Annotated in this window: 17 protein-coding genes, 1 tRNA gene and 1 other RNA gene; 14 read left to right on the top strand and 5 right to left on the bottom strand. The window is 69.8% G+C overall.

The genetic code is table 11. The annotated features are described in order from the left end of the window. Positions 1 to 386 precede the first annotated feature (386 nt). Positions 387 to 923: a hypothetical protein gene (locus AB5J49_RS22830; protein ID WP_369170470.1), complete on the top strand. Its 537-nt coding sequence runs from the start codon at positions 387 to 389 to the stop codon at positions 921 to 923. A gap of 33 nt (positions 924 to 956) precedes the next feature. Here the strand turns inward: AB5J49_RS22830 and AB5J49_RS22825 are convergent, their stop codons facing one another. The 4 genes from AB5J49_RS22825 to AB5J49_RS22810 form a co-directional block, all read right to left on the bottom strand. Continuing rightward, positions 957 to 1337, bottom strand: a complete 381-nt coding sequence (locus AB5J49_RS22825; RefSeq protein WP_369170469.1) for a hypothetical protein — start codon at positions 1335 to 1337, stop codon at positions 957 to 959. Next, positions 1334 to 1540, bottom strand: a complete 207-nt coding sequence (locus AB5J49_RS22820; protein WP_369170468.1) for a hypothetical protein — start codon at positions 1538 to 1540, stop codon at positions 1334 to 1336. Before AB5J49_RS22820 ends, AB5J49_RS22825 begins: the two co-directional genes overlap by 4 nt. Before the next feature lie 134 nt (positions 1541 to 1674). Beyond that, positions 1675 to 2103, bottom strand: coding sequence for an ATP-binding protein (locus tag AB5J49_RS22815; protein WP_369170467.1), 429 nt, complete (start codon positions 2101 to 2103; stop codon positions 1675 to 1677). 46 nt (positions 2104 to 2149) lie between these two features. Then, positions 2150 to 2557: an NUDIX hydrolase gene (locus AB5J49_RS22810; RefSeq protein ID WP_369175222.1), complete on the bottom strand. Its 408-nt coding sequence runs from the start codon at positions 2555 to 2557 to the stop codon at positions 2150 to 2152. Positions 2558 to 2664: 107 nt separating this feature from the next. Here AB5J49_RS22810 and AB5J49_RS22805 point away from each other — a divergent pair, with 107 nt between their 5' ends. The 10 genes from AB5J49_RS22805 to AB5J49_RS22760 all read left to right on the top strand — a co-directional run bounded on the left by AB5J49_RS22805 (position 2665) and on the right by AB5J49_RS22760 (position 9646). Continuing rightward, positions 2665 to 3450 carry a GntR family transcriptional regulator gene (locus tag AB5J49_RS22805; protein ID WP_030929067.1) on the top strand — a complete coding sequence of 262 codons (786 nt, stop codon included), beginning with the start codon at positions 2665 to 2667 and terminating at the stop codon, positions 3448 to 3450. A gap of 165 nt (positions 3451 to 3615) precedes the next feature. Then, a complete protein-coding gene (locus AB5J49_RS22800) occupies positions 3616 to 3975 on the top strand; it encodes a hypothetical protein (protein WP_369170466.1) in 360 nt (119 codons plus the stop codon). Beyond that, positions 3972 to 5348 (top strand): FtsK/SpoIIIE domain-containing protein, encoded by a 1377-nt coding sequence (locus AB5J49_RS22795; protein ID WP_369170465.1) that lies wholly within the window; start codon positions 3972 to 3974, stop codon positions 5346 to 5348. The genes AB5J49_RS22800 and AB5J49_RS22795 overlap by 4 nt, the downstream gene beginning before the upstream one ends. An 80-nt stretch (positions 5349 to 5428) precedes the next feature. Further along, entirely contained in the window at positions 5429 to 6043 is a 615-nt protein-coding gene (locus AB5J49_RS22790) for a DUF2637 domain-containing protein (protein ID WP_369170464.1), read from the top strand. 12 nt (positions 6044 to 6055) lie between these two features. Continuing rightward, a complete protein-coding gene (locus AB5J49_RS22785) occupies positions 6056 to 6247 on the top strand; it encodes a mobile element transfer protein (protein ID WP_369170463.1) in 192 nt (63 codons plus the stop codon). A gap of 15 nt (positions 6248 to 6262) precedes the next feature. Further along, a complete protein-coding gene (locus AB5J49_RS22780; RefSeq protein WP_147998878.1) occupies positions 6263 to 6457 on the top strand; it encodes a hypothetical protein in 195 nt (64 codons plus the stop codon). 25 nt (positions 6458 to 6482) lie between these two features. After that, positions 6483 to 6731 carry a SpdD protein gene (locus AB5J49_RS22775; protein WP_369170462.1) on the top strand — a complete coding sequence of 83 codons (249 nt, stop codon included), beginning with the start codon at positions 6483 to 6485 and terminating at the stop codon, positions 6729 to 6731. A 156-nt stretch (positions 6732 to 6887) separates the two neighbouring features. Beyond that, positions 6888 to 8171 carry a replication initiator gene (locus AB5J49_RS22770; protein WP_369170461.1) on the top strand — a complete coding sequence of 428 codons (1284 nt, stop codon included), beginning with the start codon at positions 6888 to 6890 and terminating at the stop codon, positions 8169 to 8171. Beyond that, a complete protein-coding gene (locus AB5J49_RS22765; RefSeq protein ID WP_369170460.1) occupies positions 8164 to 8397 on the top strand; it encodes an excisionase family DNA-binding protein in 234 nt (77 codons plus the stop codon). Before AB5J49_RS22770 ends, AB5J49_RS22765 begins: the two co-directional genes overlap by 8 nt. 10 nt (positions 8398 to 8407) lie before the next feature. Further along, positions 8408 to 9646 carry a tyrosine-type recombinase/integrase gene (locus AB5J49_RS22760; protein ID WP_369170459.1) on the top strand — a complete coding sequence of 413 codons (1239 nt, stop codon included), beginning with the start codon at positions 8408 to 8410 and terminating at the stop codon, positions 9644 to 9646. Between the two features lie 79 nt (positions 9647 to 9725). Here AB5J49_RS22760 and AB5J49_RS22755 read toward each other — a convergent pair. Continuing rightward, positions 9726 to 9813: transfer RNA gene (locus AB5J49_RS22755), tRNA-Ser, on the bottom strand. 72 nt (positions 9814 to 9885) lie between these two features. On the opposite strand from AB5J49_RS22755, the gene ffs reads away from it, so the two are divergent. The 3 genes from ffs to purD all read left to right on the top strand — a co-directional run bounded on the left by ffs (position 9886) and on the right by purD (position 13955). Further along, positions 9886 to 9984, top strand: an RNA gene (gene ffs, locus AB5J49_RS22750) — signal recognition particle sRNA small type. A 45-nt stretch (positions 9985 to 10029) separates the two neighbouring features. Beyond that, complete coding sequence (locus AB5J49_RS22745) at positions 10030 to 12498, top strand: DNA polymerase III subunit gamma and tau (RefSeq protein ID WP_369170458.1); 2469 nt, start codon at positions 10030 to 10032, stop codon at positions 12496 to 12498. Between the two features lie 203 nt (positions 12499 to 12701). Next, positions 12702 to 13955, top strand: coding sequence for a phosphoribosylamine--glycine ligase (purD, locus tag AB5J49_RS22740; RefSeq protein WP_369170457.1), 1254 nt, complete (start codon positions 12702 to 12704; stop codon positions 13953 to 13955). The last annotated feature ends 181 nt before the right edge of the window (positions 13956 to 14136 follow it).

The raw sequence follows: 14136 nt of genomic DNA, 5'->3' as shown, positions 1-14136 counted from the left end.
CCATCCATTGATGCCTTGGCGCATGTATGTCGAAGAAGCTGCGTATCTGTCCCCATGGCTCGGATGGACGATGTGGAGGGACCAGCCAGTGACAACACGCGATCAAGGCATCGCGTCCACCTTCCGCGCGGCACGGGCGCCGGCCGGGCTGGAGCGGGGCGGAGACAGGAGCGCAGGGCCGGCCGGGGGCCGGGCCGCGCGCGGCGAGCGGAGCGAGCCGCCTTGAACCAGTAGAGAAAGTTGTAACTCGGTCGGTTGCGTGGGACTGTCCCACTTCACTTGTGCTGTGTGCGTCTGGCCTGGTGTGCGAGGTGGGGGGAGTGCCAGTTGTCAGATGTGCGTGGCAGGATCCCCGGATGAGTCAATCGCCGCGCCCTGTCGAAGCTGTGTCCACTGTGGCAACAGATGCTGGAATGCTTGCTCTGTGGGACCCCCAGAGCTTCACCAGCATCGTTGACTACGACACCTGGGACGCGCAGCTCGGCGAGGACGAGGACGTTGAACGGCACATCCGAAGTGGGGCCTTGGCTCCCATCAACATACGAAGTGATGGGGCCTTCGGAGTTGTGGTCCGCATAGGTGGAGTCGACCAGCCTGTCCAGCTGACCGAGCGGGAGAGTAGACACTGCCTGGTCACCTCGGACGCTTACCTCCTGCATTCGACGGGAAAGGTGTGGCTCAGCGGCATCGAGGCTGTGGGGGCCGAAGCATGGTCTGAGACCGTCCGGTTCGATCTACCCGTGGGCCGCTATTCGGTGGTGATCCATTTGATTGCGTGGGAAGACGAACCTGGCAGTGTCAACGAGGACGGCTCCCCGTCCGAGACTGCGCTCTCCGACTTCGTAGCCATCATCAACCCTGCTGCACCGCAACAGGACAACTTCCGCTCTGCGGCGGTGACCTTCGACCGCCTGGGCGGCTGACCACCCAGGGCAGACATCAAGCATCAACTGAACCTAGACATCGGTCGCGTGGGGCTTGAAGTCGTATGCGCAGGCTGGAAGTTCGATGCCTTGTCGGTGTGCAAGCGGTAGGAAGATGACCGGCCGTACTGTCCAAGTGATGCGTGTGCTGGCCTGGTCCACCGTGACTGAGCAGGGTTCCGCGCGGAGCAGGGCCCGCCTGGTATCGATACGGCCCGCATACAGCCACTCCCACGCTTGCTCTGACGCTGCTGCGTCGAGTGCTGGGCTGATGGTGCGCAGTGCGATGGCAATCCACCGGTCTGCCTGCACGGCTGAGTGGGCGTCGAAGGATGCGTGCAGCGCCGGCCGTTGGTCCTTGTCGAGGTTCTGGGTCCAGCACTCGCACCAGTAGCCGCGGGGGAGGGCGTTCACGCGGTGCCTCCCGGCGGGTAGGCCACGAGGAAGTAGCGGGTGTTCTCGTCGTACAGCGTGAGTTGGTAGGCAGTGCCTGTGGCCAGGTAGGTGAGGGCTCGTTCGTGCTCGGCCTCGTCCGTCAGCCAGTGGCGCCCTGGCTGGGCGTATGCGGCGTCGAGCTGGTCTGTGATGTGGACTGTGCGTTCGCGGAGCCAGCGCAATGCAAGGCGAGGGCTGGCGGCACCGTGGGATCCCAGTAGAACCGCGCTTGTCTGGTGCAGGGGGTAGGCGCCTGCCCAGCAGCGGTAGGTGCCGTTTCGATATTCGGTCGGTAAGCCTTCCGTGATTGTCGGCGTCAGCACGGGTGGCCTCCTGCGCGGACATCCCTGTACAGCTCTGCCGTGACGGTGTGGCCGGCATCGCTGTCGTGGACCACGACCCGGTGCGCGATCGCGCTGACCATGCCCAGGCCCCGGCCGTGCTCCGCGTCCCGTTCCTGGTGCTCGATTTTCGGGGCGGTGCCGGTGCCGCCGTCGTCCGTGACTGACAGGGCGATGACCTGCGAGGAGACCGCAAGCGCCAGGTGGAAGCTGCCGGACATGAGGCCGCTGGCCGTGTGCAGGATCGCGTTCGCGCTCAGCTCGCTCACGATCAGTTCGGCGTCCTCCGCTAACGGCGAGCCGCGCAGGATGTCGCGCGTCCAGCGTCGGGCCCGGCTGACCTCTTCCGGGAAACCTGGGCAAGTGAGCCCCCAGACCCGAGTAATGCTCGTATACTCGTGCATACAAGTTCCTTCGTGCTGGTAGGCCGCCATGTGCAGCGGGTTCGGGCTAGACGAGTTTCACGCCGTCGTGGGCGCGGATGGCAGGCGGAGACGCCGCGTCGAGTGCGTCCAGGACGCGGATCGCGTATGCCTCGTCGGCGAGTTCGGAGACTTCTTCACGGGTGGCCCAGCGCAGTGCGCGGGTCTCGTCGCCGGTGGTGGGCGTGCCGTCGGCGGCTTCGCAGCGGAAGACCAGAGAGACAATCAGGCCCGACATGTTCTTGTAGATGCCGGTGAGGGTCGCGGGAAGCGCGATCTTGATGCCGGTTTCTTCGAGGACTTCGCGCTGGAGGGCCTCGGGGATGGTTTCCTCGCGTTCGAGGACTCCGCCCGGAGGTTCCCACTTGCCGTTGTCGCGGCGCTGGATCAAGAGGGCGCGGCCCTGGGCGTCGACGACGACTCCTGCAACGCTCACGGAGTGCGGACGGTCCATGCTCACGTTCCTCGGCCCTCTCGGCTGGCTAGGCTCTCCACCGTAGCAACAACACTCGCCCACTCGTCTAGATACCTAAAGGAGTACACGTGACGTCTCTCCCGAGCCTCCTCGGCGACCTGGACCCCACGAGTGATCGTGCGGTCTTCCGGCAGATCGCCGACCAGCTGCGCGAGGCCATCGACCGTGGGCGATTCAAGGAGGGCGAAAAGCTGCCCTCGGAAGCTGAGCTCGTCGAGCATTACGGGGTTTCCCGTATGACGGTTCGAAACTCCTTCTCCATCCTCCAGGGCGAGGGCCTGGTCCACGCCGAGCACGGCAAGGGCGTGTTCGTGCGACCACGACCGCCCGTGCGGCGACTCGCCTCCGACCGGTTCGCCCGGCGCCATCGCGAGCAAGGCAAGTCCGCGTTCATCGTCGAGGCCGACGCTGCGGGCAGTCATCCGCAGGTCGACAGCCTGGAGGTCAAGGAAGAGAAGGCCAGTCAGGACATCTCCACCCGGCTGGGGTCCGTGCGGCGCGTGCTCGCCCGCCGGCGCCGGTACCTGCTCGACGGGAGGCCGGTCGAGTTCGCCACCTCCTACCTCCCGCTCGACATCGCGCGCGGCACGCAGATCGCCGAACCCAATCCCGGCCCCGGCGGCATCTACGCCCGCCTCGAAGAGTTGGGCCATCACCTCGACCACTTCGAGGAGGAGATCCGCGCTCGCATGCCTTCGCCCACCGAGGTCAAGACGCTCCGGCTCGCCTCCGGCGTCCCGGTCATCCACCTCATCCGCACCGCGTACGACACCGAAGGACGGGCTGTAGAGGTCTGCGACACGGTCATGGCGGCGGACGCGTACGTCCTGTCGTACCAGCTCCCGGCCACGTGAGGGCCTGACCGGCGGTGGTGCGCGGGGCTGCCTTCCCGAACTCGTACACCCCAACAGGCATACTCGTATAGACGAGTGGGCAAGTTGTGTGGCAAGGTGGTCGGCGTTCCCGGAGATCGGGTTCGAAGGCTGCATCTTGTATAGACGAGTAGATGGGGAAGAATCTTGCGCACCATCCGTGTGGAGACCTCGGCCGCAACGATCCTGCTGACCGAGGCACCTGAGCCCAAGGTCCGCGACCGGCAGACCGGCGAGATCGCAAAGGATGCCGTCAGCGGCGAGGCGCTGATGACGATCGGCGTCGTGTACATCGAGGAAGGGGAGTCCTCCCTGATCAAGGTGACCGTCCCGGAGAGCGGGGTGTCCGAGGGGCTCGCGCTCGGGGCGCCGGTCGCGTTGCCGGGTCTGGTGGCCCGGCCCTGGGAGAGCGTGTTCAACGGCCAGCAGCGGCACGGCATCGCCTACCGCGCCGCCGCCGTCACTCCGGCAGCCTTCCCGGCCGCTGTGGGGGCCTCGGCGGCATGACCGATCTGACGACGCTCCTGGAGGTGGGTGGTCCTGTCGCCGCGCTCGGCGGCGGGGCTGCCTACGCCCGGGCCAAGCACCCCGGGATCTACTGGTCGACGGTCGGCCTGCCGACATCCACGGCCCGTTTGCTCAGCTCGTACGGCTCGGTCATGGAGGCGTGCGGCCTGACCGTGGCTCCGTCCCGGCTGCGCGTGCTGGCGGTCATGGCCACCACCCGCCGCGAGGTGCGGCCCGTCCCACCGCGTCGCGGGATCATCCGTCCCACCTCAACCGGGCTGCGGCTTCGTCTGAGGCTTGCCCCGGGACAGGAGCCCGCCGACGTCGCCGCCTCGGCCGAACGGCTGCGGCACGCGTGGGGAGTCCATGCCGTGTACGTCACGACGATCAAGCCTGGTGTCGTCGAACTACGGCTTGTCGGCTACGACGTGCTGAGGCGGGTCCGGATGCCGCGCAAGACCACGGACGGACTCCTGAAAGTACCGGTGGCCTTGAGGGAGGACGCCACTCCCTTCGTACGCGACTACCGCACCGTCCCGCACCAACTCACCCTCGGCGCCACGCTCTCCGGCAAGTCCATGTACCTGCGGCACCTGATCGCAGGAATCGCCCGGCAGTCCGTAGCCCTGGTCGGTATCGACTGCAAGAGGGGTGTTGAGCTGGCCCCCTTCGCCCCTCGCCTTTCAGCGCTGGCCACCGATCCCGACCAGGCTGCCGAACTCCTGCCCGTGCTCGTGAAGGAAATGGAGGACCGCTACGACCTGATCAAGTCCCGACAGGGCATCGCCCCGGGCACCCCCGTCGAGGAGATCACTTCCGACATCTGGGGCCTGCCCGACGACGAACGCCCCGTGCCCATCGTCCTGTTCGTCGACGAGGTGGCCGAACTCTTCCTCGTCGCCACGCGCAAGGACGAGGAACGCCGGGACGAGATGGTCACCCAGCTCATCCGCCTCGCCCAGCTCGGCCGCGCCGCCGGCATCTACCTGGAGGTCTGCGGCCAGCGCTTCGGCGCCGAACTCGGCAAGGGCGCCACCATGCTCCGGGCCCAGCTCACCGGCCGCGTCTGCCACCGCGTGAACGACGAAGCTTCCGCCAAGATGGCACTCGGCGACATCGCCCCCGAAGCGGTCGCCGCCGCCTGTGCCATCGCTCCCGAACGGCCTGGCCTGGCCGTCGCCGGTGACACTTCCGGCGGCTGGTCCCGCATCCGCACGCCGTACCTCGCCCTCGGCGATGCCGCCGAGATCTGCCAGGAGAACGCTCACCTGGTGCCGGAGCTGTCCGCCCTCAAGCCCTTCCGGCCCGACGTCTCCGTACGGCCGATCGAGTTCCCGGCGCCGGTCGTGCACCCGCGCCCTGCGACTGACTGAGCCGCTCCCCTCCCTACGGCGTGACCGCCTCACGCCAACTCCCTACCCGTCCCATGCCTGAATTCGGAAGGAGCCGCAGCATGCGAGCCCAACTGGCCCGTATCGACGCGGTGCTCGTCCAGGCCGTGATCGCCGCCGCGCTGTCCTGCGCCCACCTGCACGACATCGCTTCGGCGGCTGGACAGGACGGGTGGAAAGCGTGGGCCTACCCGATCAGCGTGGACCTGCTCCTAGTCGCCGCCTGGCGCCGCCTGCGGACCGGCGAGGCGAAAGCGGCCGGGTGGTGCTGGTTCGTCATCGCGCTCGCCGCCTCCCTCGGCGCCAACGTCGCCACCGCAGGATTGCTCGACCTGGATGCCGTGCCGGCCTGGCTGCGCATACTCGTCGCGGGCTGGCCCGCGGTCGCCTTCCTCGGCGGCACGTTGCTGGCGCACTCGGCTCCCGCACCCGCCCACGAACAGCCGACGGACGAGGAAGGCACTGCCGACCCCGTGCCTGAGCCCCCCGCTGAGCTGGTGGCGGCCCCGGCGCCTGCCTCTCCCGCCGTGCCCGTCCCAGCCGCGCTCGTCGAGCACGCCCGCAAGGTCGCCGCCGAGCACCACACCCGTACCGGTACGCCCATCGACACCGCCACCCTGCGCGCCCGGCTCGGCGTCCCCGCACCGATGGCGGACGCCATCGCCACCCACCTCTGAAGGGAGACCCGCATGACCGCCAACCGCCGTTTCCGCAACGTCATCCGCATCGGCCCCGTCCAGGTCGGCACCGCCTACGACGGTCGGGGCCGTGAGAAGCACACCGCCGCTTGTACGGCCCCTCGCTGCGGCTTCTCCGCCGACTACGACAGCCGCGCCGCCGCCGAACTGGCCGCCCGGACCCACCGCTGCCCCGTCCGCTGAAAGGACCAGCACACCGTGACCGTCAGCCTGCCGCTCGTCGTCGTTCTCGGCTTCTTCGCCTGGGGAGCGGTCAAGTTCCTCGGTGTCCGCACCTGGATCGTCGTCCTGATCGCCCTCTTCGGCTTCTGGCTCTCGCACACCTTCATGGCCCCAGCCATCGAGTCGGGCACGCGCTCTGGCGTGGACGTCATAAACGGCTCACACGACTAGACGAGTAGATAAGGAGAGATCTGCCGTGTTCCTGCCCAAGTACCCGGACAGCCCCACCCCGCCGCCCGCGCACACCCACGCCCCCACTGACCCGATGCCCGCCCGGCGCGCGGCGCCCCAACTCTCCATCACCACCGGGGCGGTCGCCGCCGTGATCGTCGGTGGAGTTGTGCTGACCGCGCTCCTGGCCGCCGTCGCCGTCGCGGCCATCTCCGTGGCCGTCGCCGCCGTGGTCCTGCGCTCCATGCTCCGCGATTACCACACCCGCCGCTGAAAGCCAGGCACCCCGGGGCGGCTCCGATACCGCCAAGCATCCGCCGCCCCAGGGGCCCCTACCTCTTCCGACCGAAGCCAGAAGGAGAAAGTCATCTTCACCCGCGTCACCCCGCCTCCGCTGTCCGAACTCGGCGACCTGGCCGCGCTTGGCACCATGCCGGGCCTGCTGCGGCAACTCTCCAGTCTCGGCGGCTGTACCCACCCGATCCGCCTCGACGGCCACCGCACCGAGTACGACGTGAACACCCGCACCGGCGAGATCGGCAACGTCCTCCACCGACTCGACTCGTCCAACCTCCCCGCCGGCCACCTCCTCGTGCGGTGCAACAACCGCCGTACGACCCGCTGCGCGGCCTGCGCCGAGGTCTACCGCTGCGACACCTTCCACCTGATCACCTCGGGCCTGCACGGCGGCAAGGGCACCCCGGAACGCGTCGCCGCACACCCTCGCGTCTTCGCCACCTTCACCGCCCCGAGCTTCGGCCCCGTCCACAACCGCCCCTCCAGCGGCCGCCCCTGCCGCTGCGGCGTCCACCACGACCAGGACGACGACGCCCTCGGTACCCCGCTCAACCCATACACGTACGACTACGAAGCAGCCGTGCTCTGGAACGCGCACGCCGGACCGCTGTGGCGGCGCTTCTCGGTCTACCTGCGCCGTGAGGTCGCCAAGCGGGCCGGACTCACGCAGCGAGCCTTCCACCAGTACGCCCGGGTGTCATTCGCCAAGGTCGCCGAGTACCAGAAGCGCGGTGCCGTCCACTTCCACGCCGTCATACGCATCGACGGCCCCGAGGGCGGTAGCACCCCGCCTCCGTCTTGGGCGACAGCCAAACTGCTCACCGACGCCATCCGCACCGCAACCGCCAAGGTCCACGTGGACGGACCGGTCATCGACGATCGCGTCCACACCTTCACCTTCGGCCGCCAACTCGACATACGCACAATCCATAGCGCCGACTTCGACGGCGGCCAGGAGCTGACCGAGCGGGCCGTCGCCGCCTACATCGCCAAGTACGCCACCAAAGGCGCGGAGACGGCCACGGGAGCTCTCGACCGTCCGCTCAAGTTCCTCGCCGAACTCGCCCAGCTCGACATCAGTGAACACGCCCGCCGCCTGATCCGAACCGCCTGGACCCTCGGCGCACGCAAGGACCTGGAACACCTCCGACTGCGTGCCTGGGCCCACATGCTCGGCTTCCGCGGCCACTTCTCCACCAAGTCCCGCCGCTACTCCACCACCCTCGGTGCCCTCCGCGACGCCCGCGCCGAATGGCGCCGAGCCCAAGCCGCAGCAGCCAACGCTCCCGAGCCCGACTCGACGTATGTCCTCGCGCACTGGGTCTTCGCCGGAACCGGTCTCTCGGACGCCGAAGCCTGGCTGGCCGCATCCCTCGAACCCGCCCCTGGCACGGAAGGAGAACCGACGCATGGCTGAGCCCCAAGCCACCGTCACGCAGCTGGAGCCCTTCGACCCGTCCTTGGCCCTCCTGACCGTGGAAGAGGCGGCCCGGCGGCTTCGTATCGGCCGTACGACGTGCTTCCGGCTCGTCCTCGCCGGAGAGATCGAGTCCGTCACCGTCGGGCGGCTCCGCAGAGTCCCCGCCGATGCTGTGCCCGCCTACGTGGCCAAGCTGCGCCACCGACCCGCCCAAGCGGCCTGAGGGGGACGCCATGGCAGAGAAGAACCGCACCCGCCAGCCCAACGGTGCCTCCTCGATCTACCTCGGCAAGGACGGCAAGTGGCACGGACGGGTGACCGTCGGCGTCCGGGATGACGGCAAGCCGGACCGCCGCCACATCGAGCGCAAGACCAAGGCAGAGGTCACCAAGGCGGTCCGTGAGATGGAGCGGGCACGGGATGACAAGAAGCTCAGGAAGCCGGGGCAGAGCTGGACGCTGCAAGCCTGGCTTGAGCACTGGGTCGAGAACATTGCCAAGCCGTACGTCTCTGAGAACACGTACGACGGCTACGAGGTGGACGTCCGCGTTCACCTGGTCCCCGGCCTGGGCGCCCACAAGCTCGACCGCCTGGAGCCCGAGCACCTCGAACGCTTCTACCGGAAGATGCAGACGTCCGGGAGCTCCGCCGGCACCGCCCACCACGCCCACCGGACGATCCGGGTCGCCCTCGGTGAAGCCGTGCGGCGCGGGCACGTCGCCACCAATGCGGCCGAGATCGCCAAGGCTCCCCGCCTGGAAGAGGAGGACATCGAGCCGTTCACGATCGAGGAGGTACAGAGCCTCCTCGTAGAGGCGGCCAAGCTCCGCAACAGTGCGCGATGGGTCGTAGCCCTGGCGCTCGGCCTTCGGCAAGGTGAGGCGCTCGGCCTGCACTGGGAAGACGTCGACCTCGACGCGGGGTACGTCCGCATCCGTAAGAACCGGCTGCGTCCCAAGTACGCGCACGGCTGCGGTGCCGATCCGTGTGGCCGGAAGGCGGGCTACTGCCCCAAGAAGGAGCAGACTCGCCGCGAGCACAAGTCCACCAAGTCCCGCGCGGGTCGGCGCACCATCGGCCTGCCCGATCCGCTGATCAAGATTCTCCGCCAGCACCAGGAAGCCCAGGAGCGGGAGCGGATCACGGCCGGGGCCGAATGGGAGGGCAAGGGATACGTCTTCGCCTCGCCGGTCGGTGGGCCGCTGAGCCCGAACACCGACTTCCATGTCTGGAAGCGGCTGCTGCGGGACGCGGGCGTCCGAGACGGCCGTCTCCATGACGCTCGCCACACCGCCGCGACCGTCCTCCTGATCCTCGGTGTCCCGGACGTCGTGATCGACTCGATCATGGGTTGGGAGCCTGGGGGAGCGGCCCGGATGCGGGCCCGGTACATGCACGTGACCGGGACCATGCTCCGCAAGGTCGCCCAGCAAGTCGGCGACGCTCTGTGGGAGCTCCCGAAAACGAACTGAGACGGAAACTGAGACGGACAACGTCGAAGGGCCCCACCGCGAACGGTGGGGCCCTTCGACATCGTGCCCGGTGAGGCACTGGCGGAGGATACGAGATTCGAACTCGTGAGGGGTTGCCCCCAACACGCTTTCCAAGCGTGCGCCCTAGGCCTCTAGGCGAATCCTCCGCCGCAAACAATACAAGACGTTGAGGAGTGCTCGCGAACTCGTTCCCACCCGCTGCCATCGGGTACTGTTTGGGCAGCCCCTCACGCGGCGCTATCTGACTGAACTCCCCCAGGGCCGGAAGGCAGCAAGGGTAGGTCGGCTCTGGCGGGTGCGTGGGGGGCGCTTGCGTTCCCGCGTGGGTCGGGTTGTCAGTGGGCGCCTATAACCTCGTATGCGTGTCGTCTCTCGCGCTGTACCGCCGCTATCGCCCGGAGTCGTTCGCCGAGGTCATCGGGCAGGAGCATGTCACCGACCCGCTGCAGCAGGCGCTGCGGAACAACCGGGTCAATCACGCGTACCTGTTCAGCGGTCCGCGCGGATGCGGCAAGACGACCAGCGCGCGCATCCTCGCCAGGTGCCTGAACTGCGAGCAGGGACCCACGCCCACCCCTTGCGGTGAGTGCCAGTCCTGCCAGGACCTGGCCAGGAACGGCCGGGGCTCCATCGACGTCATCGAGATCGACGCCGCCTCCCACGGTGGCGTGGACGACGCCCGTGAGCTGCGCGAGAAGGCCTTCTTCGGGCCCGCCAGCAGCCGCTACAAGATCTACATCATCGACGAGGCCCACATGGTCACGTCGGCAGGGTTCAACGCGCTGCTGAAGGTCGTCGAGGAGCCCCCGGAGCACCTCAAGTTCATCTTCGCCACCACCGAGCCCGAGAAGGTCATCGGCACCATCCGGTCGCGGACCCACCACTACCCGTTCCGGCTGGTCCCGCCGGGGACCCTGCGGGAATACCTCGGTGACGTGTGCGGCCGGGAGAACATCCCGGTCGAGGACGGCGTACTCCCGCTCGTCGTGCGCTCGGGTGCGGGGTCCGTGCGTGACTCCATGTCCGTCATGGACCAGCTGCTCGCCGGAGCGAAGGAGGAGGGTGTGACGTATGCCATGGCCACCTCTCTCCTCGGGTACACCGACGGCTCGCTGCTCGACTCCGTCGTGGAAGCCTTCGCGACCGGTGACGGCGCCGCCGCCTTCGAGGTCGTGGACCGTGTCATCGAGGGGGGCAACGATCCCCGGCGGTTCGTCGCCGACCTGCTGGAGCGGCTGCGGGACCTGGTGATCCTGGCCGCCGTGCCGGACGCTGCCGAGAAGGGGCTCATCGACGCCCCGGCCGATGTCGTCGAGCGCATGCAGGCCCAGGCCGGCACCTTCGGCGCCGCCGAACTGAGCCGTGCCGCCGACCTCGTCAACCAGGGGCTGACCGAGATGCGGGGGGCCAACTCGCCCCGGCTCCAGCTCGAGCTGATCTGCGCGCGGGTGATGCTGCCCGCGGCGTACGGGGACGAGCGTTCCGTGATGGCCCGGCTCGATCGGCTGGAGCGGGGTGTGAACTCCGCAGGCGCGGGCGGCGGCATGCCCGCGATGGGGTACGTGCCCGGTCCTGACGCCCACGCGGGAGCGGCCGCCGCGCCGGTTGCGCCGGTTCCGCCTGGTGGCGGGCCTGCCGCGGCCCGGGCGGCCGTACGGGCTTCGGGGGCGCCCGCGACCTCCCCTGCTGCCGCGGCCGGTGGACCGACGGGCGGTATGGACGGTGGCGCGGGGGCCGGTACGCCCGGTACGGCCGGTGCCGCTCCGGCGGGGCAGGGCGCGCCCACGGCTCAGCCCACGTCCGCGCCCTCGGCCCCCGGTCAGCAGCCGCAGCCGCAGAGCGGTCAGCAGCCTCAGCCACCCCAGGCTCCGCCCACGCCCACGCCAACCCCTGCTCCCGCACCCACGCCCGCTCCCGCCGCCGCGAACCCACCGGCACCCCCCGCTTCCGCCCCAGCCCCCGCCCCCGGCGCATGGCCCACAGCCGCCCCCGCAGGTGGTGGCCGGCGCCCCGGCGGCTGGCCCACGGCAACCCCGGCGGGCGGCGGCGCCCAGCCCCAGGGCGCCCAGGCAGCCCCAGCCGCGTCGAGCGGCCCCCCGGCGCCCCCTCAGCCACCGCAGTCCGCGACGCCCACGCCCGCTCCCGGCGCAGGCGCGGCACCGGCCTACGCGCCCCCGAGCGGCGGCGTCGACCCCCGCATGCTCTGGCCGAACATCCTGGAGGCGGTCAAGAACCGTCGCCGCTTCACCTGGATCCTGCTCAGCCAGAACGCCCAGGTGGCCGGTTTCGACGGCACCACCCTCCAACTCGGGTTCGTCAACGCGGGCGCGCGCGACAACTTCGTGAGCAGCGGCAGCGAGGACGTCCTGCGGCAGGCGTTGTCCGAGCAGTTCAACGTCCAGTGGAAGATCGAGGCGACCGTCGACCCGTCGGGCGGAGGCTCGGCCCCCCCGTCGCCGGGCGGTTCCTCCGGCTTCGGCGGTGGCGGCGGTGGCGGTGGCTACGGCGGAGGCGGCACCGGCGGATACGGCGGTGGCGGCAACAGTGGCTACGGCGGTGGCGGTACGACCGCCCAGCGCCCGGCCTCTTCCCAGCCGACGCCCTCGACACCCACCCCACCTCCGGCGGCCCCGGCAGCCCCCGCGCCGAACGCCGCCCCCACCTCGGCACCCCGGCCTCCCTCCGCACCGGAGCCGCGACCCCCGGTGTCCATCGAGGACGACATCCCCGAGGACGACGACCCCGACCTCAACGAGTCGGCGCTGTCCGGCTACGAGCTGATCGTGCGGGAGCTGGGGGCGACGGTGGTCGAGGAGTTCACGAACGAGTAGCGCGCGGGGCCTCGCGGGCGCCGGCCCAGCCGTTCGGGCCACCGGTCACCGGCCCCTCGGTCACCGGCCACTTCGGTCACCGCCCACTTCGGGCATCTCGGCCTGCCCGGCGCTCGAGAACCCCCGCGACTTGGAGGAACGTACAGGTCACCAACCCCCGGCCCCTCATCGTCCCGCACAAAAACCCCGTTAGGCTGACCCCCGTGAAGGTCCTCGTCATCGGTAACGGCGCCCGCGAACACGCCCTGTGCCGCTCCCTGTCCCTCGACCCCGACGTCACCGCGCTGCACTGCGCACCCGGCAACGCCGGCATCGCCGAGGTCGCCGAGCTGCACCAGGTCGACGCCCTGGACGGCAAGGCCGTATCCGCGCTGGCCACGGAGCTCGGCGCCGACCTCGTGGTCGTAGGGCCGGAGGCCCCGCTCGTCGCCGGGGTCGCCGACGCCGTGCGCGAGGTGGGCATCCCGGTCTTCGGCCCCTCGGGGGAGGCCGCGCAGCTCGAGGGCTCCAAGGCCTTCGCCAAGGACGTGATGGCGGCGGCCGGCGTCCCGACGGCCCGCTCCTACGTCTGCACGACCCCCGACGAGGTCGACGAGGCGCTCGACGCCTTCGGCGCCCCGTACGTCGTCAAGGACGACGGCCTCGCCGCCGGCAAGGGCGTCGTCGTGACCGCCGACCTCGAGGCGGCCAGGGCGCACGCCAACGCCTGCGAGCGCGTCGTCATCGAGGAGTACCTCGACGGCCCCGAGGTCTCCCTCTTCGCCATCACCGACGGCGAGACGGTCGTCCCGCTGCAGCCCGCCCAGGACTTCAAGCGGGCGCTGGACGGCGACGAGGGCCCGAACACCGGCGGCATGGGCGCGTACTCCCCGCTCCCGTGGGCCGACCCGAAGCTGGTCGAGGAGGTCCTAGAGACGGTCCTCCAGCCGACCGTCGACGAGATGCGCCGCCGCGGCACCCCCTTCTCGGGGCTGCTCTACGCCGGCCTCGCGATCACCTCGCGCGGCGTACGGGTCATCGAGTTCAACGCCCGTTTCGGCGACCCCGAGACCCAGGTCGTCCTGGCCCGCCTGAAGACCCCGCTGGCCGGCGTCCTGCAGGCCGCCGCCAAGGGCGACCTCGCCGACCTGGAGCCCCTGCGCTGGAGCGACGACGCCGCGGTCACCGTGGTCGTCGCCTCGCACAACTACCCCGGCACCCCGCGCACCGGCGACCCGATCACCGGCCTCGACGAGGTCGCTGCCGAGGACGCCCCGCACGCCTACGTCCTGCACGCCGGTACCAAGCGCGACGGCGACGCGATCGTCAGCGCCGGCGGCCGGGTCCTGTCCGTCACGGCGACCGGCAAGGACCTCACCAAGGCCCGCGACCGCGCGTACAAGGCCGTGGCCCGTATCGAGCTCGACGGCTCCCAGCACCGTACGGACATCGCGGCGAAGGTGGCGACAGAGGCTTAAAAGCGCCTGCGTACCCACCGCGCAAGACAACCCCACAGGCCCCGAATCCGTCTCAGGATTCGGGGCCTGACGCATGCCGGGAGCAGGGGCCTGATCCTCGCTTTCCGTCATCCACCTCTCCCCAAAGCCATTCCATCGAGTGACCGCTGCCCCATCCGGCTGACGTGGGCCGAAGCCCCAA

Source organism: Streptomyces sp. R28 (assembly GCF_041052385.1).
Lineage (GTDB): Bacteria > Actinomycetota > Actinomycetes > Streptomycetales > Streptomycetaceae > Streptomyces.
The sequence above is the reverse complement of the archived record's forward strand: the minus strand, read 5'-3'. Positions and strand labels throughout refer to the sequence as shown.

Excerpts from the sequence above, each read along its gene's own strand:
- AB5J49_RS22785 (WP_369170463.1), top strand. The coding sequence starts at position 6,056 with ATGACCGCCAACCGCCGTTTCCGCAACGTCATCCGCATCGGCCCCGTC.
- AB5J49_RS22765 (WP_369170460.1), top strand. The coding sequence starts at position 8,164 with ATGGCTGAGCCCCAAGCCACCGTCACGCAGCTGGAGCCCTTCGACCCG.
- AB5J49_RS22790 (WP_369170464.1), top strand. The coding sequence starts at position 5,429 with ATGCGAGCCCAACTGGCCCGTATCGACGCGGTGCTCGTCCAGGCCGTG.
- AB5J49_RS22760 (WP_369170459.1), top strand. The coding sequence starts at position 8,408 with ATGGCAGAGAAGAACCGCACCCGCCAGCCCAACGGTGCCTCCTCGATC.
- AB5J49_RS22815 (WP_369170467.1), bottom strand. The coding sequence starts at position 2,103 with ATGCACGAGTATACGAGCATTACTCGGGTCTGGGGGCTCACTTGCCCA.
- AB5J49_RS22770 (WP_369170461.1), top strand. The coding sequence starts at position 6,888 with ATGCCGGGCCTGCTGCGGCAACTCTCCAGTCTCGGCGGCTGTACCCAC.
- AB5J49_RS22795 (WP_369170465.1), top strand. The coding sequence starts at position 3,972 with ATGACCGATCTGACGACGCTCCTGGAGGTGGGTGGTCCTGTCGCCGCG.